Consider the following 21,461-nt stretch of genomic DNA (forward strand, 5'->3'; position numbering starts at 1 on the left):
TGCATGAAGTGAACCATGACATCTTGTTAAACAGATTTCCGAATGTGAACATTGTTAAACTAACAGGTGGTTATACCAATACGACCCTTTTACTTGAGGGAACTGATCCGCAGATGATTGCTAAAATCTATCATGTAGAAAATACAGATGCAAGGACAGAAATAAGCGCGCTAAGGTTGTTAAATCATTCTGGCGTGACTCCGCGAGTGCATGATTGCTTTGAAAAAGAAAACTGGCTGTTTGTTATGATGGATTATGCTCCAGGAATAAATGCACAGAGGCTGCTGGATCAAGATGGACGTGACCAAGGCAGGAAAATTTATGAGCAACTTGGTATATATCTCGCCAGAGACGTGCACACAATCAAACGAGGTGACTGCGAAGCAGAGCTGCCAGTCATAACGAAGTCCGCTAATGATGTGGAGGAACTTAAGTTTGTACCCTCCGGAATCAAAAGCATGGTAAAAGAAGTGTTGGACATTTCCGATCATGGGGAGCAAACTCTGATTCACGGAGATTACGGACCACATAATGTCATGTTATCCAACGATTCAATGTTCATTTTGGACTGGGAGTGGGCAGGATGGGGCAATCCGTTGTTTGATATCGCATGGGTGGTCTGGTTTGTGCATCTTCATTACCCTCACATGGCAAAGGATCTGTCAGAAGTCTTCTTAAATGCATATACAGAACGTACAAATATTGATGTAACAAATGATCTAATTCGGGCATATTCCACATCCAAAGTAATACAGATCATGCACCGAATCAAGAATGCTCATCCAGATGTACATAGGGAATGGCTCCGCAGATTAGAATGGACACTGCAAGCGAGCTTTAACAAGTCTTAATCGTGAAATTTCGTTGAAACGCTGAGATATACGTGAGAGGAGTGATGTGATATGAGAAACAATACGAATCCGAGTAGAAGAAATGAAGTTGCAAGAGGTGTTTTTGTCTAGCGCAGGGACCCAAGGAAGAGTTCCGGGGGATTCCTCTGTGTAATTTTCACAAGGAGGAATTTCAAATAATGATTCATTTAAAACGTGTATCGGTGGATAATTGGTATGCATGTACTCAACTGAATGTAACGGAAGAACAGAAAAAAAGTTTTCCCGCGCCGGTTGTATATTGGATTGCTGAATCCAAGGTTGTGACCGATTTTCGACCCATGGCCATCTATTTTGATTCGGATCTGGTTGGTTTTGCCGTGTACTCAGATAAGGCGGATCATGAGGATAACTACTGGCTTCTTGCTCTAATGATAGATACAAAATATCAGGGCAGAGATTATGGAAGAGAAGCATTGAGGAAGTTAATTGATCTAATGAAAGAATCGCAGAATTGCAAACGCATCATGATTGGACACAGGCCGGAAAATGGTATCGCCGAAAATCTGTATGAATCACTTGGTTTTCACAGCGTAAGTGAAGGGCTGATTGATGGCGAAGTCGTTCGGCTTCTAAGATGCAAGTAGTGCCAAATCACAAGCGATTTGGATTGTAAAGGAGGTAATTTGTCTTTGAAGCGTGTACACATTATTTTCTCATTACTCTTTATCATGTTAGGAATTGTGATTATTACAATCTCGAAAATGATTGAAGAGGTAATTCCCAAGCTAGGGTATACAGCATTCCAGTCAGCAGCAGCTGGCAGTTATGATTCGAGTGCTTATCAAGTGAATTTTGCACTGAATTATTGGATAGGCGCGATATGTATTTTGGGTGGAGTTATCTGTTTAATTAGTACAATGAATGTTGTCAGAAACTACATTCGTGAAATGAATATAAGAAACAGAGCGTTTGATGAAACTCATAATCATGACGACACAAGAGAACTGAAATAGGATATGATATGACATAAAAAAGAAGGGGCGGATACACATGATTACATTCCAATACTTTGAACCGGAAGATTTTGATCAACTGATCGAATGGAGTGGGGATGAAGCATTTTTGCTCCAGTGGGCAGGCCCTCAGTTCCAATATCCACTTTCCAGAGAGCAGCTATTGGATTATTTGCATGGTGCCAATGATAAGAACACTTCAAATAAGTTCATTTATAAAGTGATGGATGAATCGACTCAGGAGATTGTAGGTCATATTGCTCTTGGCGGTATCGATCGATATAATCGTTCAGGGCGTATTGGTAAGGTGCTACTTGGCAAGCCGTATCAGGGTAAAGGTTATGGGAAGCAAATGATCGATGAGGCACTTCGAATTGGATTTGAAGAGGAGAAGTTACACCGGATCAGTCTGGGCGTATTTGATTTTAATGTCTCAGCCATCCGATGTTATGAAAAAGCGGGCTTTGTACAAGAAGGACTTATTCGTGATGCGAGAAGATATGAAGATACATTCTGGAATCTTATCGAGATGAGCATATTAGAAAACGAATGGAAAAAATGACTTCTCAAAAGGAACATCATACTTGAGAGTCATCTTTCTTGAGAAACACTTCGATGAACGGATGTAATAACTACGTGTATTAAAATTTAAATGGGGATGTCCTCCTGTCATCAGAATGACAGGAGGACATCCCCTTAATTACTTTCTTTCTGGTTTATTTCAATGATCCCCGTATCAATAAATTCCTTCACAGGCACACCATCGCTAGCGAGTAACAGGGTCTCCATCATTTTGGTACCCCAGACTCCTTCATTCTGCGAAATAACGGCAGACAATTGACCGTTAAGTAACCCGTTTTCACTGGTCGGGCTATCACCGAACGCGATTAAATGCCGGTTAAGGCCTTTTGCTTTCCAGATCAGGGTAGAGGCAGAGACAGAAACAAAATCGAGCCCGATAATTGCATTGAAGTGAGGGTGAGCTTGAATCATGTTCTCCATATCGGACATGGCTTGATCTTCATTCCCTTGATGATAACGAACTTCCAAGATCTCGATGTCTGTTTCACTGCGGATATAATCAATGAATCCATTAAGCCGCTGTTGCAAACCCTGCATCTCCTCCAAGCCATTCTCGACAAGAATCATGCCTTGATTATGCAGAAGTCGTGTAGTCGTCATCGCGAACTGCTGGCCAGTGCGATAGTTATCGGCGCCCACATAAGCGATTCGATGACTGGATGGGACATCTGACTCAAATGTAATGACAGGAATACCTGCAGCTTGGGCTGCATCAATAACGGGTGTAAGTGCAGCAGCATCCACAGGAGATATAGCTATCCCGTCCACATGCTGTTTGATCATATTCTCCATGATACGGATCTGTTGTTCGGTATTGGCTTCATCAGGTGCGTTTACAATTAATGTAATATTATGTTTCCCTGCATACTCCGTTGCATCCTTCGTGATCATCTCATAGGTTGGATACGTCATTGGATAGATAATACCGAAAGTTTTGCTCACTGCAGATTTCTCTACAGGTGAAGTCGCAGGAAGTGTTGCAGCCATTTGCTGTGGGCGAATGTGTGCCGAACCGGATGAAATGATCATCGGGAACACAAGTATTAGCGTAAACAAAAGTGCAAATCTGGCTTTATTCATACATTGGCTCTTTTCTCATATCTGATGGTCTGGCCTGCGATTCCTCGGTTCCTTGAGTTCGGTATTCTCTTGGCGTAAAACCTGTTGTTTTCTTGAATATATTAGAAAAATAGTGAGAGTCATTGTAACCAACTTTGTAAGCAATCTCAAAGGTTTTGTTGTTGGTTGTTTTCAGCAGCTCCTTGGCTTTGCCGATTCGAATCTGAGTTAGATACTCCGTTATCGTTTGACCAGTTTCCTGACTGAAAATCTTGCTTAGATGACTTGGACTGATTCTGACGTGTGCAGAAATCATCTTCAACGAGACCTGTTCGTTATTGTATTCACGGGATACATAGGCTTTCACCTGATCAATGACATCACTGTATTTTCCAGAGCACGCTGCTCTTCTCTGCCATAACAGGTTAAGCAGGGAACACAGATATTGGGTACAATCCTCCCAGCACGTAATCTTCCGAATCGTCTGTTGCAGGGAAGTAATGTTCTCATCCGAATGGTCACTCATGCGGAACAACTGATTGGCGAGCCGAAATGACTCCAGCGTAAGATCATTCAACAGATAGAAGCCATACGAGGAGGACTTCCAGTCGAAGGACTGTAATGGAGCGGCAAACTCTTGCACAAAATGGTCACGCAGATTGGGGCTGCCGATTTTGAGAAATTCAAGAAACGAATTCCTGTCGAGAAAAAGAGTCGTTTGCTCATCCAGGTTAATTTCACTTAGAGAAGCTCTGTTTTGAAGGGTGAGTCGATTAATATATTTATCCTCCTCCGCTTCCAGATAAGAGACATGAATTCCTTGCAGACGTTCCTGTTGACTGCCAATGCCCAGAATAATATTACATTTGAACGTATGCTCAAGTTCCATACGAACCCGCCCGCGAAGCTGCTCCAGATATACGGATATGTTGTCATCGGAGTGATACTTGAGCAGAAGCACCAACTCGGTCCGGCTTCGAATATAAGGAAGAAGTTCGACGTGGGGATCACGAGTTTCCTCCAGTATGGGAAGCAACTTCTTCATCAGGGATTCCGGGTCCCGGGAGTCATCTGTTAATCGAACGTCGATAATGACAATTGTATAATACCGGGCCGAGAGTGGAAGTGAGAGTTGTTTGGCTGATTCAATCGCATCGGTTGTACCGATGAGTCCTCCGCACAGATCGGCCAGCAGTTTTTCTTTGGTGATCGTCCGGTTTGTCATGCGTTGATGTTCTTCATCCATTTGTTTGCTGACCTTATGAAGCATTTGGATTAGCTCTGCTGCGCTAATGGGCTTTAGACAGTACTCGGTCACACCAAGTCGGATAGCCTCCTGGGCATAGCTGAATTCATCATGACCGCTCATGATAATGATTTTGATATCAGGTTGTTGAGTGCGAACGATGGAGGTCAGTTCCAATCCGTTCATAAATGGCATTTTGATATCCGTAATCAGAATATCCGGAGCCCATTCATGAATTAAAGGTAACGCAAGCTCGCCGTCGGGTGCATCCCCGCAATAGTGAAAACCTTCCTTTTCCCAATCGATGCAGCTCCGTATATTCTCCCGAATTCCAATTTCGTCATCCACAATCATCACCTTTTTCAACGGTTAACCTCCTTGCTTTTGGGGATACGAATCATAAATGTGCTGCCTTCCATATAGGTACTTTCCATTTCAACGCCATAAGCTGGTCCAAAATAGAGTCGAATCCGGTGATGTACATTGAGCAGACCAAATCCGCCTTCCTGCTCGTCATCTTGGGGTGAACGGGAACCGGCCGGCTTCTCCAGCTCTTCACGTAATTGTGCCAATCGATCCGCAGACATGCCAATTCCGTTATCCTGTACGGTCAGAATGATGCTATTTTCCTCTACATATCCGTGTATGGATATCAGCCCTTGACCGCGTTTGTTCTTGATCCCATGATAGAGCGCGTTTTCAATCAGGGGCTGCAGCGTCATTTTCAAAATGGGATAATCCTGAAGCTCACGATCAACGCTGATCTCGTAGGTGAGAATATCGTGGTACCTCATCTGTTGAATAACCAAGTAACTCCGCGCATGTTCAAGCTCGGTTTGAATGGATACCCAGTCGAATCCTTTGTTCAGACTCAAACGAAAGAACTTCGAGAGGGCCTGCACAAGTTTGATTACATTTTCTTTTTTCTCTGCTTCAGCCATCCATAGAATAGATTCCAACGTGTTATACAGGAAATGAGGGTTGATTTGAGCTTGCAGCGTACGTAGTTCAGCTATTTTCACTTGTTCATTCTCTCGAATGCTCTTTTCGATTAACATTTTGAGCTTATCTAGCATCACGTTGAAACTTTTGCCCAGATCAGCAATTTCGTCCGAGCCGTGTGGTGTGACTTTGGCTTCCAAGTAACCGTTTGCAGCTTTACGCATCTTGTTCATCAGAATCCGGATGGGAAGAATCAGTCGGTTATTCAGGAAAAAATATAACGATATCGCAAAGAAAGCACTTAACAAAACCGTAATGATGATCAATTGGCGAATGCTATTGGCCTCTGCAATGATTTCCTGATAAGGAGCTACCCCGATCATTTTCCATCCGGTCTGTTTTGAGGTGCTGTATACAACAAACTGGGGTTTGGATCCTGCAGACAGGATAAAGCTGTCGTGCTGTAGATGTAAAGGGACCGATCGGATCTGATCCATCATGGTTATGGATGCCGGGGTGACATCCGGCCTGAAGAGTGTATTTCCGTATTGATCACTAATATAGAAAAAACCGGAATCCTTAATGGGGGTATTCGTCAAAAAATCATCAATGAATGAATCATTCAAATCAATCACTATGAACCCGATGACCTCATGTGTAATTCGCTCTTTGACCGTGGTTATAATTGAAAGCGCATTCTGTTTAGGGTAAGCAAACCCATCCAGCCTGTTATATTCCGCATAGGCTGCAGAATGAGGGATGCGCAGAATGGCATCCGGATACTGTATCAGATACTTGAAGTACGGGTTACGCAGCGGATTTCGTTCCAGCTTGAACACGCCTTTTCGTTCACTTATGCCTTTTCCATAAAAATTCACGAATGAGATATTAAGTACCTTGTCATACTTGTAGGTTTCCCGATAAAGATTGTATGTCTGAAGGATGGCTTTGGCTTCCGGGTAGGACTCAGATTGAGAATACAAGTATTGAAGCACTTGCGGGTTCTTGCCCAGTTCGAGCAGCCGTTCCGTATCCTCAAACAAGATGTCAATGTTCCTGGCAAGTTGGTCGGCAACCAGCTGTGTCGAGGCCTTGTTATGATTGGATACGACCGTATAGGATTTGTGGTAAGAAATCAATCCAACCACGATCAGTGGCACTGAACTGAGGATGATAAACATGCTGAGTAATTTAAGCCTGAGGCTTGAAGCAATCCATTGAATGAGTTTCAACGTATTCCACTCCATCTGAAGGGATCAAAAATGTATCATTAGTATAACATGATTTTCTAATATGTAAGAGAATCGCTAAATACTACACAATTAAACAAAGAAATTACACTTTTTAAACTCCATTTTTTGAAATTACTAAATTATTACATAAATAAAGTATGAGACTCCATATAAGCTCGGAATGAAAGCGTTCTATAATGTGGTCACACCACAAGGTGAAACGAAAAAAGGGAGGATCACAACATGCGAACCAAAAAAAAGTGGGGACTTGCCATAACATTGGCTATGGTGATGCTGGTCAGCACGGCATGTAGCAGTACCAATGGAGGAGCAGGCTCCGATAATGAAACTTCAACGAGTGGGAATGGCAGTACACCTGCCAGCGCCAAAACAATTACGCTTGGTTTTTCGCAGGTTGGTGCGGAGAGTGGCTGGCGTTCGGCGAATACCAAGTCGATTCAGGATTCAGCCAAAGAGGCGGGTTATGATTTGAAATTCTCCGATGCGCAACAGAAGCAGGAAAATCAAATCAAAGCTTTGCGCTCCTTCATACAACAGAAGGTGACGGTGATTGCTTTTTCCCCTGTTGTAGAATCCGGTTGGGATACCGTATTGAAGGAAGCGAAGGATGCAGGAATTCCCGTGATTTTGACGGACCGTGCTGTGGATTCCCCGGATAAAACCCTCTACAAAACCTTTATTGGTTCCGACTTTGTAGAAGAAGGACGCAAAGCAGGTCAGTGGCTTAGTGACCAATACAAGGACACACAAGACGAAATCAACATTGTTGAGCTGCAGGGTACAACAGGCTCCGCACCAGCGAATGACCGTCAAGAGGGCTTTATGGAATTGATTGCTTCCAATTCGAAGCTTAAAGTGATTGCTTCACAATCGGGTGACTTTACACGTGCCAAAGGCAAAGAAGTCATGCAAGCTTTCCTCAAAGCACATAAAAAAATAGATGTTCTCTATGCACATAATGACGATATGGCACTTGGGGCAATTCAGGCCATTGAAGCGGCAGGATTGAAACCAGGCGTAGATATTACCATTATCTCTGTGGATGCCGTGAAGGATGGGATGCAGGCTGCTGCTGATGGCAAAATCAACTTTATCGTTGAATGTAATCCGTTGTTAGGACCTCAATTAATGGAAGCGGTTCAATCGGTAGTGGACGGGAAAGACATCGAACCCCGAATCGTTACGGATGAGACGACCTTCACATCGGAGCAAGCCAAAGAAGCATTGCCAACACGTGAATATTAAAAGCAGATTCGTATAACACCGAAAAGTCATTTTTCGACCAGGCTGTCGCTAAATGACTTTTTTCCATAACAAAGGAGAGGGTTATATGGCCGAGCAAGCACCCATTTTGCAAATGACAGGCATCACCAAACAATTTCCCGGGGTTAAAGCGCTATCCAGCGTCAGCTTTCGCTTGTTTCCGGGCGAGATTCATGCCTTGATGGGTGAGAATGGAGCGGGGAAGTCGACGCTTATTAAAGTTCTGACTGGCGTTTATTCCATTGATGAAGGAACGGTAACCATGGATAACCGGCATCTTTCGATCTCCGGTCCGCTTGAAGCGCAAAAGGCGGGAATCAGTACCGTTTATCAAGAGGTCAATCTCTGTCCAAACTTAACGGTCGCTGAGAATATTTTCATCGGGCGGGAGCCGATGCGATTTGGCAAAATCAATTGGAAGCAAATGAACAAAGATGCGGAGAACATTCTGCGAGACAGATTACATCTGTCCATCGACGTTAAGGCTCCTTTACAGACCTACTCGGTCGCGATGCAACAACTGATTGCAATTGCAAGAGCACTCAGCATCTCGGCAAAAGTGCTCATATTGGATGAACCCACATCCAGTCTGGACAAAAACGAGGTTCAGCAACTGTTTCGTATTATGCACAAATTAAAGAGTGAAGGTCTCGCAATTCTTTTTGTTACTCATTTTCTTGATCAGGTATACGAAATGTCGGATCGTCTAACGGTGCTCCGTAACGGGGAATTGGAAGGAGAGTACATAGCCGCAGAACTTCCACGCATGGAACTGGTTCTCAAGATGATCGGCAAGGAACTCGAGGTGCTTGAGGAGCTTCCGAAGGAAGCGGATGCTGCCCAGGCGGAGTCGGGAGAAATGTTAATTACCGCTAAGGCACTTGGACGCAAAGGAGCAATTGAGCCATTTGATCTGGACATTCGCAAAGGAGAAGTCGTTGGCTTGGCTGGATTATTGGGGTCTGGTCGTACTGAGATTGCTCGCCTTTTCTTTGGTGCAGATCGTTCAGATGAAGGCAAGCTGCTCGTTGTAGATACAGGAAGTACGGTCAAGTCGCCGCGTCATGCAATTGATCAGAATATTGCTTTTTGCTCCGAGAACCGTAAAACCGAAGGCATAATCGATGATTTGACCATTCGGGAGAACATTATTTTGGCTTTACAAGCGACACGAGGCTGGTCCAAACCCATCTCACGCAAGAAACAGGATGAGATCGCCGAAAAGTACATCAACCTGTTAAATATCCATCCGAAAAACCCGGAGCATTTAATTAAAAATCTGAGCGGCGGTAATCAGCAAAAGGTGTTGCTTGCACGGTGGTTGCTGATGAACCCCGATCTGTTGATTCTCGATGAACCTACGCGTGGAATTGATATCGGTGCCAAGACTGAAATACAGAAGCTGGTGCTCTCTCTGTCGAAGCAGGGCATGGCTGTGCTGTTCATTTCGTCCGAGCTGGAAGAAGTGATTCGTGTCAGCCACCGGATTGCCGTAATCCGGGACCGCAAAAAAGTGCAAGAACTTAGCGGGGATCAGATCCATCAACAGCAAATCATGAAAGCAATGGCAGGAGGTTAAAGAGATGGCGGGCAAGATGCGTAAACATCATTTGTTTTGGCCGTTATGTATGCTTGGTTTACTTTTAATCTTTAATTTGCTGTACTCTCCGGATTTCTTCTCCCTCGTCATGCGTGAAGGGAATCTGTATGGCAGCTTGATTGATATTCTCAATTTTGGAGCGCCCTTAATTCTGGTATCGATCGGCATGACACTGGTGATTGCAACCGGAGGTATCGACTTGTCCGTGGGCTCTATTGTAGCGATCTCCGGGGCCGTGGCTTGTATGAGCATCAGCAGAGGAGTGGATCAGAGTTCGCTCTGGCTTGTGTTGGGTGCACTTGGATTATCTATAGGTCTCTCACTGATCTTGGGCATATGGAACGGGGCGCTGGTTTCGGTCGCCCGAATCCAACCCATTATTGCAACGCTTATTCTGATGGTAGCCGGACGTGGGATTGCGCAATTGATTACGAGTGGACAGATTATTACTGTATCCAACGCAAACTACGCCTATATCGGGGCAGGTTCACTTGCAGCATTACCTTTTTCCATCTTCATCGTATTAACTGTGCTGCTTGTTGCCTCATTGCTGACGAGAAAAACGGCACTTGGACTGTTTATTGAATCGGTTGGAAGTAACGCAAACGCGAGCCAACTGGCAGGTATTCGTTCAAAAACAGTTATTCTCACGGTATATGTCTTCTGTGGTCTGTGTGCCGGCATTGCCGGGCTTATTCTCAGCTCGAATGTATCCAGTGCGGATGGCAATAACGCAGGTCTGTGGTATGAACTTGATGCCATTCTTGCTGTAGTCATCGGGGGTACTTCGCTCAATGGTGGTCGTTTCTATCTAATGGGTACTGTCGTTGGAGCACTCATTATCCAAACCTTAACAACGACGATCTATATGATTGGAGTCCCGCCAGAAGTTACGCTGGTTGTCAAAGCCTTTGTTGTACTGGCCGTATGTTTGATTCAATCCGATTCATTCCGCAATTCCATGGTGATCCGTTGGAAAAAACGGAAGTTTCCAGCCGAACAGGGGGTTAACCGCCATGTTTCTTAATCGTAAGTATCTCCCGGTCTTTGTCACCTTCGGTTTGCTGGCCGTGATGTTTGCCATAGGCTCTTTCCGGTATACGGGGTTCTTTTCCACACAGGTACTGCTTAATCTTCTCATTGATAACGCATTTCTGATTATCACGGCAATTGGCATGACTTTTGTGATTGTATCGGGAGGAATCGACCTGTCGGTAGGATCTGTCATTGCGCTGACGACCATCATTAGCGCAAGTCTGGTCGAGAAGCAAGGATGGTCGCCTGCGATCGTTATACCTATGGTGCTTGTCATGGGTGCGTTGTTTGGCACAGTCATGGGGGCGATCATCCACTATTTTAAAATTCAGCCTTTCATCGTGACACTGGCAGGCATGTTTTTGGCGCGGGGGCTGTGTTATGTCATCAGTCTCGACACCATTACCATTACGAATCCATTTTACACACAGGTTGCGCAGGCGAAGATTTCCCTGCCAGGGGGCAGCTTTGTCTCCATTAATGTGATTATTGCTCTGGTCATTGTACTACTCGCGATCTTCCTGGCACATTACACCCGGTTTGGGCGCAACGTTTACGCCATCGGCGGAAGCGAGCAATCTGCGCTGCTTATGGGACTGCCGGTTGCACGTACCAAAATCCTGGTGTACACGTTCAGCGGTTTGTGCTCCGCGCTTGCCGGTGTTGTCTTTACCTTCTATATGTTATCCGGTTATGGATTACACGCCATGGGTCTTGAACTCGATACCATCGCGGCTGTTGTGATTGGAGGCACCTTGTTAACAGGTGGTGTAGGGTATGTGGCGGGAACCTTTATTGGTGTATTGATCCAGGGGGCTATCCAAACTATAATTAGCTTCGAAGGTACGCTCAGCTCATGGTGGACCAAGATTGTAATTGGCCTGATGCTGTTTGTTTTTATTTTGTTCCAGCGACTTCTTAGCGGGCGGCGAGTATCCTCGAAATCACTGCATTAAGTTGATCGAATTAAATGATATGACAATGAGATGGGGGATGCGTGAGTGAGAAGACATGTGAACTGGTTGTGTTTGTTCATTCTACTGCTGCTTGTCGGCTGCACAACCCCTGAGTCTGAATCTGTTCCTCCTCCCATCTCGTCTAACAACTTAGAAACTCTTCCCTCCGTTGAGGAATGGATGGAATCAGCAGTAGCAAGGGATACCTCTACGAAACCGATTGTCTTAGGTTTTTCACAACTGGGCAGAGAGAGTGCCTGGCGTCTGGCAAACTCCACGTCTATTCGCAATGCTGCGGCTGAATCGGGAATCTCCCTTGTAATAAAAAATGCAGAACAGTCTCAGACGAAACAGTTCGAGGCTGTTCGGTCGTTCATCAGGCAAAAGGTGGATGTCATTGCCATTGCACCGGTCGTGGAATCGGGCTGGGATGGTATTCTTCAGGAGGCCAGGGATGCAGGCATACCTGTGATCATCGTAGACCGGTCAGTTGATGTCAAAGACACTTCACTTTTTGTGACAACGATTGGATCGGACTTTTATGAGGAAGGTGTGAAGGCTGGGAAGTACATTCAGGATCGGATGCGAAATCATCCGGGTTTGATACGGATTGCCGAACTGCAAGGCACGAGTGGTTCTACACCCTCTATCCAGCGTGGCGAGGGATTTAGAAGCATTTTCGAAACCAGAGCAGATATCATCTTCTCACAAAGTGCTCCTGCCGATTTTACGGAGGACAATGGGAAACAAGTGATGAAAGAATTCCTTCAGGTCCCGGAAGACGAACGGCCGCAGGTTCTTTTTGCCCATAATGATGAAATGGCTTTTGGCGCTATACAAGCGATAGAAGAAGTTGGGCTGAAGCCGGGAGAGGACATTATCATTGTCTCGGTGGACGGCTCCCGCAAAGCACTTGAAATTCTGGCGAGTGGGAAAATCAACGCTGTGGTGGAATGTAACCCGCTGCTTGGTCCTCAGCTTATGCAGGCTACAAAAGAAATTATTGCAGGGCGTACACTCCCAAAGCGCATGGTGCCCCCGGAGGATATTTTTACACAGGAGAGTGCTGGACGGGAGATGTACAACAGGAGATTCTAGAATATGTGGATAAATAGAACATTTTGGATAAAATTCAATTTACTTTAAATAAACTTATCGTTTATACTGAACTCACCTTGAACTAAAAGCTCTTCTCTATGAGAAAGGACGTAGCGGATTACATACTTTTGAAAGCGCTTTTTTCGAGGGGGTGAGAGTTCGATAAAGAGAGGGAGTGTAGAAGGTAGTATGCTGTGAATATATTATGAGGAGGTAATTTTATGTTCAAAGTTAAGCTGGCAAAGGCGGTAATATCTCTCGCACTTTTCGGTACCTTGTTTTCTATTCCGGGGGTGCCTGATGCTCGTGCTGCAGATGCAAGTTGTCCGAATGGTTATGTAGGTCTGACGTTTGATGACGGCCCATCTGGAAATACAACAAACATGCTTAACGCGTTGAAGCAGGCTGGCTTACGGGCAACGATGTTCAATGTTGGACAAAATGCACAAAATAATAAATCTCTGGTTTCTGCACAAGTAGCAGCTGGTATGTGGATTGGCAATCATTCCTATACACATCCAAACATGACTACATTGAACAGTTCTCAGATGTCGTCAGAGATTACTCGGACACAACAGACGATCCAGTCTATTACCGGAAGTTCCCCTAAACTGTTCAGACCTCCTTATGGTGCGACAAATGCGACCTTGAAATCCGTTGTGAGCCAAAACGGCCTGAAGGAAGTACTGTGGAACGTAGATTCCCAAGACTGGAATGGTGCCAGCGCAGCCCAGATTGTAGCAGCTGTGAATACGATGAAAAGTGGTGACGTCATACTAATGCATGATCAGTACCAGACGACACTTCAGGCCATTCCGCAGATTGCACAAAATCTGAAGAATCGTGGCCTTTGCTCAGGTATGATCTCATCAACTACCGGTCGGGCAGTCGCGCCAGATAATAGCACTACCAATCCCCCGAGTAACGGAACAAAAGTGGAAGCTGAGAACATGACCAAAGGTGGACAATACACCGGCAATATCAGTTCTCCTTTCAATGGTGTGGTCCTTTATGCCAACAATGATTTGGTTAAATACACTCAGAATTTTGCAACGAGCACTCATAATTTCTCGCTTCGTGGAGCTTCAAACAATGCCAACATGGCTAGAGTTGATTTGAAGATTGGCGGACAGACGAAGGGAACCTTTTACTTTGGCGGAAGCGCTCCAGCGGTTTATACCCTGAATAATATCAGCCATGGGACGGGAAATCAGGTCATTGAGTTGGTTGTAACAGCCGATGATGGGACATGGGATATATATATCGATTACTTGGAAATACATTAACAAGCTCAAGGTTGATTGAAAAATAATGCATTATAATGAAATCCCGTTGGGTTGACCCAATGGGTTTTCATCATGTTTTTTGCCATTTTGTAACACAAAAGTGGAAGGAAAACATTTATAATGGATGAAATTGTATGTGAAGAATCTGGTTTCTATTGAAAAATTTCATTGAATGGGAGTGAAAGGATCAAATGATTATCATGATTAACGGAGCGTTTGGTTCGGGAAAAACTTCTGCAGCTGAAGCACTTCAGCCCTTAATTGCAAACAGCATGATCTACGATCCTGAAGAAATAGGATATATGCTGAGAAAACTTCTTCCGGAGAATTGTAGAGAGGAAAGGGAACGTACGGATGATTTTCAAGATATCGATTTATGGAAAATTCTAACCGTAAAGACGGCTAAAGAAGTAAAGCAGAAATACAACAAACACTTAATTATCCCCATGACCATCTATAAAGAGGAAAACTTTCATTACATCTATAACGGGTTAAAAGAGATCGATCAGGACATTCATCATTTTTGCCTTACGGCTACAGAAGAGACGATTTATCATCGTTTGGCTAAACGTGGAGATGAGTATGGAGGCTGGCAGTATCAACAAGCACCAAAGTGTGTTGAAGCTTTCAAGGATGAAAAATTTCAAACTCGCATTATTACCGATCATCTGGAGACTAGTGAAATCATAGAACTCATATTGAGGAAGGTCCTATCCAAATAATTATCATTTTTTATTAAGGAGGATTTTAGGATGATGATTGTACATGTACTCTTAAGAAAAGAGTGGGAAGCCGCGTTGATTAATGGAATTCTAAAATAAAGTCAGAAGATATATGGGAAGATCTGTATAATGAAGGCAGGGAATATCCTCATATTTACGGTGAATTAAATCTAGACGCTGGTTTCGTTGAAGAAATTGAACAGAAGAGGATGGAACCTAATTGACGACTGTGACTTTTGAAGAGGTAACCGAACAGCACCTCCCTGAAATTAGAGAGATTTATAACTATTATGTAATGAATACAACAATTTCGTTTCATACGGAGGAATTAGATCTTGATCAGATTAAATCCTCTGTCATGAACAAGGATACACGGTATAAAACTTATGTAATTCTTGAAACCGATCAAATGATGGGCTATGTTCTGATCACCCAATATAAGAGTAAACAGGCATATGACATTTGTGGTGAAGTCACCATATATTTGAAGCCCGATATTTTGGGAAAAGGCTTGGGGAAACAAGCATTACGTTTTATTGAGAAGATTGCAAAAGAACAAAGATTCCATACCTTAATTGCGACGATTTGCATGGAGAATACAAGAAGTAAATCATTATTTGAGAGAAATGGTTATGAACAATGTGCTCTGTTTAAAGAGATTGGATATAAATTCGATAGAAAACTGGATATTGGAAGTTTCCAAAAGATATTGTAAGGAGAATACGAAATGAGTAGAAACCTATATATTATATCTGGACCCCCTGGAGTAGGGAAATCTACAACTTCCAAGCTGCTGGTTCAGACTTTAGATAAAAGTGCCTACATTTCTGGAGATGCGGTTAGTCACTTTCCGGTCAAAGGGAGAGGTAAACCCTGGCTTGATAAGGATACAAACGACTTAACTTGGAAAAATATATCTAGCCTAGTGAAAAACTTGTTGGATTATAAATACGATGTAGTGCTGGACTATGTGGCCTTTCCGGAAGACATTGATGGGTTAATGACAGAATTGGCAGACTATCATGTTCGCATAATCTATGTTGTATTAATGGTTGATCGTCAAACCATTATTCGTAGAGACCGTCTAAGAGCAGAAGAATATCAAATGAAAGAAAGAAGTATAATTCTGCTGGATGAGTTTGAAAATCATCCTGATCTGAGAGTAGATAACAAGCTGTATACTAATCATTTTACAGAAGCACAATTACCTGGAATAGTAAGTGAGATTATAAATAATGAGAAATATCGAGTGAAATAACTGCACTGTTATTATGCTTCGAATTGAAAATGATAAGAGGGTGAGCAGATGAACAGAGGAATACGTTTTGAAATACCAAATGCCTATGGTCATTTTCTTGGGGAGATTTTAAAACCAATGGAAGTATCTAATTTCGATTGGTTTATTGGTGAGGAGGAGTCCTACTTCGTTGTTGATGATACGTTAGGGGATGATCTTTTTCCGGATGTGATTATGGGTATGAATGGAGAAGAATTACAGAAGATTATTGATGACAACGAGTATTATTTAATATTTGCGAATTTAAAAGCATTTCCAAAAGGCTCACAAATAACAGATGTAATCACCTATGAAGATTATGTAGAGAGTGAGTGTCAGATGGTTCTTCTTGTGATCGATAGTATCTACGTCACGGTTTATTGTAAAGATCTAGAGAAAGTCGAGGAATTATATAATCATATAAATAGACAGGGACTTGAATCTCTCGCATATTTAACAGATGAGAATGATGCTAGGACAAAACTATCGGTCTGGTGATAAAGGAGCATGGGATTAACTGCTAAGGTTTGATAGAACTTCCCATGCTTTCGTTGTTATGCATTAGCATAGCGTTGAGTTTAGTGTTAGGGGTTAAATGCTAACGAACCTGACACGTCTTATTCGGGAATTTGAAACGCCCTCCGAAATCTAAGAAATCTGAGACACGCTATACCAGAAAAAATAGCCTTTTGTAGCGTTTTTGTAAGATGATTTTGAGAAATAAGATGTCCTGTGTTCCTTAGAAAATCGCCTGGCGATTCGCCAGCATCAGCCACCCTGAATTTTAGGGATTTTCGGACGGTAAGCTGGCACCCATCATCGTTTAACTTGCCTGAGTATGAAAACAGACTCTAGTCCGTTTCCCCATGATATTTGAATGTTTATGAATACGATTACATCTTATGAATGAAAAAGGAGTTGAGAGAAAGATGGAGACAGAACGACTTATATTTCGGAAATACACCAAATATGATTTCGATTTACTTTTTGAGATGACACGTGAGCCAAATATGATGAAATTTATAAGACATGGAGGACCCTGGACGAAGGAAGAAACCATGCAAAGCCTGGAAAAGTTCATCAACTGGAATAAAGACGATAAAGGGCTGTTCCTCGCATTTAATAAAGAGGATAACAAGTTAATTGGAACCTCTGGACTGATTCCTCAAATCATTGAAGGCAATGATGAGCTTGAAGTTGGTTACTGGGTTGTAGAGCAATACTGGGGAATGGGTTATGGTTATGAACAAGCAAAAGCGTGGAAAGAATATGGCATGGATCACTTGAAGCAGAAAAGATTAATATCGTTAATTCAACATGGCAATGTGGGTTCTATGAAAGTCGCGCAAAAGAATGGTATGAAACACGAGAAGGACGTAGATATAATTGGGAAAAATGTAGCAGTATACTCGATTGAGGTGAAGTGAATATGACTCCATTTCCTGAACTAGAAACCAAAAGATTGCTGTTAAGAGAGATTAAACAGAGTGATTCCCAAGACATATTTCATATTTTTTCTTTAGATGAAGTTACAAGATTCTACGATGTAGAAAGTTTCACAACTATAAAACAAGCAGAAGAACTTATACAAAGGTGGAAAGAACGATTCGAAAATGGTCAGGTGATTCGCTGGGGAATTGCTTTGAAATCGGATAACAGAATTATTGGAACATGCGGATTTCATGGTTGGATGAAACAACATCATAAAGCTGTGTTGGGATATGAGTTAGCACCAGAGTTCTGGCGGCAGGGTTACATGACCGAGGTAACTCAGAAAATCGTTGAATATGGATTCAAGAACCTTGAATTAAACAGAATTGAAGCATTTGTCGAACCAGAGAACGCGGGATCAAGGAAGTTGCTTGAGAAAATTGGGTTCAGTGAAGAAGGTATATTGAAAGAACATTATTATTGGAAAAATCAATTTGTTGATAATGTCATCTATGCATTTTTGAAGAAAGAATATGTATGAGAATACGAATTATTGGATCTTGCGGTAGTGGGAAATCAACATTAGCCAAAGAATTGTCGGATAAATACGGTATTCCTTCCTATGAATTAGACAATCTCATCTGGGACAGAAGTGCCGAAAATCTGAGATATCCTGAACATGTTAGGGATGAATCAGTCCAGTCTATTGTCAGTTCAGAAGCTTGGATCATAGAAGGAGTACATTGCAAAGATTGGACAATAGCGTCCATCCAGGAAGCGGATTTGATTTTTGTATTAGCTCCAAATGTTCTCATTAGAGATTATCGAATTATAAAGAGGTTTGTATTGTCCAGAATGGGCTTGCAACCGTGGAATTACAAGCAGTCATTTAAGAACTTATGCAAGATGATTGTGAAATGGAACCATCAATATAATATAGAAGAAGTTATATGTACAATTAACAAAACCCATAAGACTGCAACAATCACGAAGAATAAAAAACAAGTGATACAGTTGATTGAACATCATTTGGAAGTGGTTGTAAGTGAGAGTGAAAAGAACCTTAGAGGTAATCAAAGATTATCGAAAGAGGAGATACAGTGGTGAATATAAAGATACAACCAGTCACACGGGAGAATTGGGAAGAGGCGCTGAAGATCTCTTTGTATGAACACCAAGTCTCATTAGTTCCATCTGTTATTGAGGGGATCGCTTACGCCTATATAAAACCGTGGGATGAAGCATTTGATCCTTACGTACTTGAGATTGATGGGAAGGTATTTGGTTTCTTTTATCTAAGTTATACGCCAGATAGTACAGATAATTACTGGATTGGTGGTTTTCAAATCGATCAATCCTATCAAGGCAAAGGAATGGGAAAGCGCGCTATAAGAGCCATTCTAGATTACATTACAAAACAGCATCCGGAATGCAAGGTTATTTCATTAACGGTTGAACGGGATAACGAAATAGCACAGAATTTGTATAAGAGCATGTCCTTCATTAGTGAGAACAGAACCAATTCAGATGATGAAGTGATCTACAGGTTGGAAATAAAATAAGAAATTTGAATAGTGTAAAGATTACATGTGATGACTTTCTAAATGAGGGGACTTAAACAATGAATCGTATGAATCATGAAGAAGAATTACAAATCGCATTTGATGATCATGAAGAAGACTACAAAAACGTTTGTAATAACTTATATAACTATAACGTCTCTGAAACAAATGGGTTATTAAAGAAGCCTGGAAAGACAATAAATCTTTTTTTACGGGACAAGACAGGTAAGGCAGTTGGTGGGATCTTCTGTGCTACATATTGTGAAACATTATATATTGATAATTTTTGGATAGATGAGGAACACAGAAAGAAAGGATATGGGAAGTCTTTAATCATGCAAGCAGAAAGCATGGCTTCTGAATTAGGATGTAAGCTTGCACACACAAGCACATTTTCATATCAATCACCGAAATTCTATCAAAAAATGGGCTATGAAGTGTTTGGATTAATTGATGAGTATCCTGATGGAATCATTCAATATTTTATGAAGAAAAGATTATAAGACGAGTACCTAACATAGTATTGGATTTAACGAATGATGAATTTTTATGGAGAAACAAAAGGATGGCGGAAAGTATGCGAGCCACAAGGGAGGGTTACATATCACTGAATTTAATGATCTCGAAAGAGAGATAAAACGAAATAAAGCGGAGAGCTGCATGATATACCGAGAAAACGCAATTCAATATGAATTTTATCGGAATCGAAAAACGAAAGAAAAACAACATAAAGTGAATTCAATTACAAAAAGTGTGCTCTCCGCATTGGTGGGAATAGCTATACAACAGGGTTACATTGAGAATGAGGATACCCCAATTGTGAATTATTTTAACGATGTGGATGACAGCAAAAAGGGGATTACGATTAAGCATCTATTAACGATGTCCTCGGGCTTGCACTATCCGGGGAATGAAGCGATGATCCCATCTAGGAATTGGACGAAATTTGTTCTTGAGCAACCCATTGAATTCGAACCTGGAATCCAAATGAAATATAGTTGCGGGAGTTCGCATATACTTAGCGCCATATTGCAGAAGGCGACTGGTATGAACACTTCGGAATTTGCAAGAAAGAACTTATTTGCACCTCTAGGTATTAACGATTTTCATTGGTATCAGGATACACAAGGGATTGCCATAGGTGGTTTTGGTTTACGAATGAAAATTGAAGATATGCTGAAGTTTGGAATGTTATACGCTGAGAATGGGAAGTGGAATTCTAAACAACTCATCTCTGCTGACTGGATTGCTAGAAGTGTAAGTCCTTCTCTTACTTCCGAACCCTTATATAGCTACCACTGGCGCATAATGAAAAGCATCAAGGAAGAAGACGCTGAAAATAAAACGTTTTATGCTATGGGTATGGGCGGAGGAAGAGGGCAATATATCTTTGTTAACCAAAAGCAAGGATTGGTTGCGGTATTCACAACGATTATATCCGAAGATAGCTTGTTACCACTTCAATGGTTTAACAATTATATATTGAAAGAATAGTTGTTTATGGGAGAGATAACATGAGCCACTGGTTTGATCTAGATGAACTTGATCCGGAGTTAATCAAATTTGCAGTTATGATCGCTAAATACAATAATAAATTCATCATTGTAAAAAATAGGAAAAGAGGAGGTTGGGAGATCCCAGGAGGCAACAAAGAAATAGGGGAAACCATTTTACACACGGCAAGTCGAGAACTCTATGAAGAGACAGGGGCAGTACACTTCGAATTAATACCTTATGGTGTATATGAATGGAATGGGAGCTTTGGTATAGTTTCTTATGCTGAGGTTAAATTGCTGGAGAGCTTACCGGAGTCTGAAATCGATGAAATAAAGCTTGTGGATGTATTACCTGAAGGCATGAACTTCGGAGATATGTTTTATCGTTTCTCAGACAGATGGGATGGACTTGAGAACCATAAGCTTAAGAAATACACTATCGAAATAAATCATTTGAATGAGTTACCTGAAATTAAAATAAGCTAGTTTTAGTTGGAGAAACTCTGTTTTGAAACTAAAGGAGATGAAAAGAACTAGTGAATAAGAATAAGGGACTCATCAGGTCACTATTACTTTTATTGATTTTAATTTTGTTATGGAATTCCTTTCGAACTTCAATTTTTGAAGCAGTTACTGTTCAAAAGATTAATGAAAATGAAATGACTGTAATTAATTTTAATAATCTTGAAAGAACAATAGCCGTTCCAATGGATATGTCAAAACTAATTGAAGAGAACAAGGAATACACTATTTTGTACGATAAAAGGGTCTTTGATAAATACAGACTTCGATCAATAAAGCCATAGGA

At 42.0% G+C, this 21,461-nt stretch carries 25 protein-coding genes; 22 read left to right on the forward strand and 3 right to left on the reverse strand.

Features of this window, described 5'->3' with window-relative positions; all coding sequences use genetic code 11:
* The first annotated feature begins 44 nt into the window (after window positions 1-44).
* The 4 genes from CXK86_RS03785 (at window position 45) to CXK86_RS03800 (ending at window position 2,408) form a co-directional block, all read left to right on the forward strand.
* The gene (locus CXK86_RS03785; RefSeq protein WP_180361718.1) at window positions 45-851 is read left to right on the forward strand and encodes a phosphotransferase family protein; all 807 of its coding nucleotides are present in this window, start codon (window positions 45-47) and stop codon (window positions 849-851) included.
* 179 nt (window positions 852-1,030) lie between these two features.
* Entirely contained in the window at window positions 1,031-1,477 is a 447-nt protein-coding gene (locus tag CXK86_RS03790; protein ID WP_083684234.1) for a GNAT family N-acetyltransferase, read from the forward strand.
* 45 nt (window positions 1,478-1,522) lie between these two features.
* Entirely contained in the window at window positions 1,523-1,846 is a 324-nt protein-coding gene (locus tag CXK86_RS03795) for a hypothetical protein (RefSeq protein WP_076249734.1), read from the forward strand.
* 37 nt (window positions 1,847-1,883) lie between these two features.
* A complete protein-coding gene (locus CXK86_RS03800) occupies window positions 1,884-2,408 on the forward strand; it encodes a GNAT family N-acetyltransferase (protein ID WP_076249733.1) in 525 nt (174 codons plus the stop codon).
* Between the two features lie 134 nt (window positions 2,409-2,542).
* Here CXK86_RS03800 and CXK86_RS03805 read toward each other — a convergent pair whose 3' ends face one another.
* Genes CXK86_RS03805 through CXK86_RS03815 form a run of 3 tightly spaced genes read right to left on the reverse strand, consistent with a single transcriptional unit; the run spans window position 2,543 to window position 6,907 of the window.
* Window positions 2,543-3,508: a sugar ABC transporter substrate-binding protein gene (locus tag CXK86_RS03805; protein ID WP_076249732.1), complete on the reverse strand. Its 966-nt coding sequence runs from the start codon at window positions 3,506-3,508 to the stop codon at window positions 2,543-2,545.
* Window positions 3,501-5,090: a response regulator gene (locus CXK86_RS03810; protein WP_256719976.1), complete on the reverse strand. Its 1,590-nt coding sequence runs from the start codon at window positions 5,088-5,090 to the stop codon at window positions 3,501-3,503. Before CXK86_RS03810 ends, CXK86_RS03805 begins: the two co-directional genes overlap by 8 nt.
* Before the next feature lie 5 nt (window positions 5,091-5,095).
* Window positions 5,096-6,907, reverse strand: coding sequence for a cache domain-containing sensor histidine kinase (locus CXK86_RS03815; RefSeq protein WP_101313453.1), 1,812 nt, complete (start codon window positions 6,905-6,907; stop codon window positions 5,096-5,098).
* Window positions 6,908-7,150: 243 nt separating this feature from the next.
* On the opposite strand from CXK86_RS03815, the gene CXK86_RS03820 reads away from it, so the two are divergent.
* From CXK86_RS03820 to CXK86_RS32410, 18 genes are all read left to right on the forward strand, one after another.
* On the forward strand, window positions 7,151-8,173 hold the full coding sequence (locus tag CXK86_RS03820; RefSeq protein WP_017689009.1) for an ABC transporter substrate-binding protein: 1,023 nt from the start codon (window positions 7,151-7,153) through the stop codon (window positions 8,171-8,173).
* Window positions 8,174-8,258: 85 nt separating this feature from the next.
* Window positions 8,259-9,770 carry a sugar ABC transporter ATP-binding protein gene (locus tag CXK86_RS03825; RefSeq protein ID WP_101313454.1) on the forward strand — a complete coding sequence of 504 codons (1,512 nt, stop codon included), beginning with the start codon at window positions 8,259-8,261 and terminating at the stop codon, window positions 9,768-9,770.
* Window positions 9,771-9,774: 4 nt separating this feature from the next.
* Window positions 9,775-10,818, forward strand: coding sequence for an ABC transporter permease (locus tag CXK86_RS03830; RefSeq protein ID WP_083657362.1), 1,044 nt, complete (start codon window positions 9,775-9,777; stop codon window positions 10,816-10,818).
* Entirely contained in the window at window positions 10,808-11,782 is a 975-nt protein-coding gene (gene yjfF / locus CXK86_RS03835) for a galactofuranose ABC transporter, permease protein YjfF (protein WP_074094671.1), read from the forward strand. The genes CXK86_RS03830 and yjfF overlap by 11 nt, the downstream gene beginning before the upstream one ends.
* 45 nt (window positions 11,783-11,827) lie before the next feature.
* Window positions 11,828-12,880: an ABC transporter substrate-binding protein gene (locus CXK86_RS03840; RefSeq protein ID WP_101313455.1), complete on the forward strand. Its 1,053-nt coding sequence runs from the start codon at window positions 11,828-11,830 to the stop codon at window positions 12,878-12,880.
* Window positions 12,881-13,101: 221 nt separating this feature from the next.
* A complete protein-coding gene (locus tag CXK86_RS03845; protein WP_036670498.1) occupies window positions 13,102-14,166 on the forward strand; it encodes a polysaccharide deacetylase family protein in 1,065 nt (354 codons plus the stop codon).
* Window positions 14,167-14,357: 191 nt separating this feature from the next.
* Window positions 14,358-14,888, forward strand: a complete 531-nt coding sequence (locus CXK86_RS03850; RefSeq protein ID WP_036609089.1) for an AAA family ATPase — start codon at window positions 14,358-14,360, stop codon at window positions 14,886-14,888.
* 229 nt (window positions 14,889-15,117) lie between these two features.
* Window positions 15,118-15,603 (forward strand): GNAT family N-acetyltransferase, encoded by a 486-nt coding sequence (locus CXK86_RS03855; RefSeq protein WP_253507710.1) that lies wholly within the window; start codon window positions 15,118-15,120, stop codon window positions 15,601-15,603.
* A gap of 12 nt (window positions 15,604-15,615) precedes the next feature.
* On the forward strand, window positions 15,616-16,146 hold the full coding sequence (locus tag CXK86_RS03860; protein WP_036609085.1) for a P-loop nucleotide/nucleoside kinase family protein: 531 nt from the start codon (window positions 15,616-15,618) through the stop codon (window positions 16,144-16,146).
* A gap of 48 nt (window positions 16,147-16,194) precedes the next feature.
* A complete protein-coding gene (locus CXK86_RS03865) occupies window positions 16,195-16,662 on the forward strand; it encodes a DUF2691 family protein (RefSeq protein WP_101313457.1) in 468 nt (155 codons plus the stop codon).
* 431 nt (window positions 16,663-17,093) lie between these two features.
* Window positions 17,094-17,591 carry a GNAT family N-acetyltransferase gene (locus tag CXK86_RS03870; protein WP_101313458.1) on the forward strand — a complete coding sequence of 166 codons (498 nt, stop codon included), beginning with the start codon at window positions 17,094-17,096 and terminating at the stop codon, window positions 17,589-17,591.
* A gap of 2 nt (window positions 17,592-17,593) precedes the next feature.
* Window positions 17,594-18,136 carry a GNAT family N-acetyltransferase gene (locus CXK86_RS03875; protein WP_101313459.1) on the forward strand — a complete coding sequence of 181 codons (543 nt, stop codon included), beginning with the start codon at window positions 17,594-17,596 and terminating at the stop codon, window positions 18,134-18,136.
* On the forward strand, window positions 18,133-18,702 hold the full coding sequence (locus tag CXK86_RS03880; protein ID WP_101313460.1) for a P-loop NTPase family protein: 570 nt from the start codon (window positions 18,133-18,135) through the stop codon (window positions 18,700-18,702). Before CXK86_RS03875 ends, CXK86_RS03880 begins: the two co-directional genes overlap by 4 nt.
* Window positions 18,699-19,157 carry a GNAT family N-acetyltransferase gene (locus CXK86_RS03885; protein ID WP_101313461.1) on the forward strand — a complete coding sequence of 153 codons (459 nt, stop codon included), beginning with the start codon at window positions 18,699-18,701 and terminating at the stop codon, window positions 19,155-19,157. Before CXK86_RS03880 ends, CXK86_RS03885 begins: the two co-directional genes overlap by 4 nt.
* 59 nt (window positions 19,158-19,216) lie before the next feature.
* Window positions 19,217-19,660, forward strand: a complete 444-nt coding sequence (locus tag CXK86_RS03890) for a GNAT family N-acetyltransferase (protein ID WP_101313462.1) — start codon at window positions 19,217-19,219, stop codon at window positions 19,658-19,660.
* A gap of 46 nt (window positions 19,661-19,706) precedes the next feature.
* On the forward strand, window positions 19,707-20,651 hold the full coding sequence (locus tag CXK86_RS03895; protein WP_257467760.1) for a serine hydrolase domain-containing protein: 945 nt from the start codon (window positions 19,707-19,709) through the stop codon (window positions 20,649-20,651).
* Between the two features lie 20 nt (window positions 20,652-20,671).
* Complete coding sequence (locus CXK86_RS03900) at window positions 20,672-21,139, forward strand: NUDIX domain-containing protein (protein ID WP_101313463.1); 468 nt, start codon at window positions 20,672-20,674, stop codon at window positions 21,137-21,139.
* A 50-nt stretch (window positions 21,140-21,189) separates the two neighbouring features.
* Window positions 21,190-21,459, forward strand: a complete 270-nt coding sequence (locus tag CXK86_RS32410; protein WP_101313464.1) for a hypothetical protein — start codon at window positions 21,190-21,192, stop codon at window positions 21,457-21,459.
* The last annotated feature ends 2 nt before the right edge of the window (window positions 21,460-21,461 follow it).

Origin of the sequence: Paenibacillus sp. BGI2013, from assembly GCF_002843485.1 — a bacterium.
Taxonomy (GTDB): Bacteria; Bacillota; Bacilli; order Paenibacillales; family Paenibacillaceae; genus Paenibacillus; species Paenibacillus amylolyticus.

What these genes read in the sequence shown, in the direction of transcription:
- CXK86_RS03790 (WP_083684234.1), top strand. Translation starts at nt 1,031, where the DNA reads ATGATTCATTTAAAACGTGTATCGGTGGATAATTGGTATGCATGTACT.
- CXK86_RS03800 (WP_076249733.1), top strand. Translation starts at nt 1,884, where the DNA reads ATGATTACATTCCAATACTTTGAACCGGAAGATTTTGATCAACTGATC.
- CXK86_RS03805 (WP_076249732.1), bottom strand. Translation starts at nt 3,508, where the DNA reads ATGAATAAAGCCAGATTTGCACTTTTGTTTACGCTAATACTTGTGTTC.
- CXK86_RS03820 (WP_017689009.1), top strand. Translation starts at nt 7,151, where the DNA reads ATGCGAACCAAAAAAAAGTGGGGACTTGCCATAACATTGGCTATGGTG.
- CXK86_RS03825 (WP_101313454.1), top strand. Translation starts at nt 8,259, where the DNA reads ATGGCCGAGCAAGCACCCATTTTGCAAATGACAGGCATCACCAAACAA.
- CXK86_RS03830 (WP_083657362.1), top strand. Translation starts at nt 9,775, where the DNA reads ATGGCGGGCAAGATGCGTAAACATCATTTGTTTTGGCCGTTATGTATG.
- yjfF (WP_074094671.1), top strand. Translation starts at nt 10,808, where the DNA reads ATGTTTCTTAATCGTAAGTATCTCCCGGTCTTTGTCACCTTCGGTTTG.
- CXK86_RS03845 (WP_036670498.1), top strand. Translation starts at nt 13,102, where the DNA reads ATGTTCAAAGTTAAGCTGGCAAAGGCGGTAATATCTCTCGCACTTTTC.
- CXK86_RS03850 (WP_036609089.1), top strand. Translation starts at nt 14,358, where the DNA reads ATGATTATCATGATTAACGGAGCGTTTGGTTCGGGAAAAACTTCTGCA.
- CXK86_RS03860 (WP_036609085.1), top strand. Translation starts at nt 15,616, where the DNA reads ATGAGTAGAAACCTATATATTATATCTGGACCCCCTGGAGTAGGGAAA.
- CXK86_RS03865 (WP_101313457.1), top strand. Translation starts at nt 16,195, where the DNA reads ATGAACAGAGGAATACGTTTTGAAATACCAAATGCCTATGGTCATTTT.
- CXK86_RS03870 (WP_101313458.1), top strand. Translation starts at nt 17,094, where the DNA reads ATGGAGACAGAACGACTTATATTTCGGAAATACACCAAATATGATTTC.
- CXK86_RS03875 (WP_101313459.1), top strand. Translation starts at nt 17,594, where the DNA reads ATGACTCCATTTCCTGAACTAGAAACCAAAAGATTGCTGTTAAGAGAG.
- CXK86_RS03880 (WP_101313460.1), top strand. Translation starts at nt 18,133, where the DNA reads ATGAGAATACGAATTATTGGATCTTGCGGTAGTGGGAAATCAACATTA.
- CXK86_RS03890 (WP_101313462.1), top strand. Translation starts at nt 19,217, where the DNA reads ATGAATCGTATGAATCATGAAGAAGAATTACAAATCGCATTTGATGAT.
- CXK86_RS03895 (WP_257467760.1), top strand. Translation starts at nt 19,707, where the DNA reads ATGGAGAAACAAAAGGATGGCGGAAAGTATGCGAGCCACAAGGGAGGG.
- CXK86_RS03900 (WP_101313463.1), top strand. Translation starts at nt 20,672, where the DNA reads ATGAGCCACTGGTTTGATCTAGATGAACTTGATCCGGAGTTAATCAAA.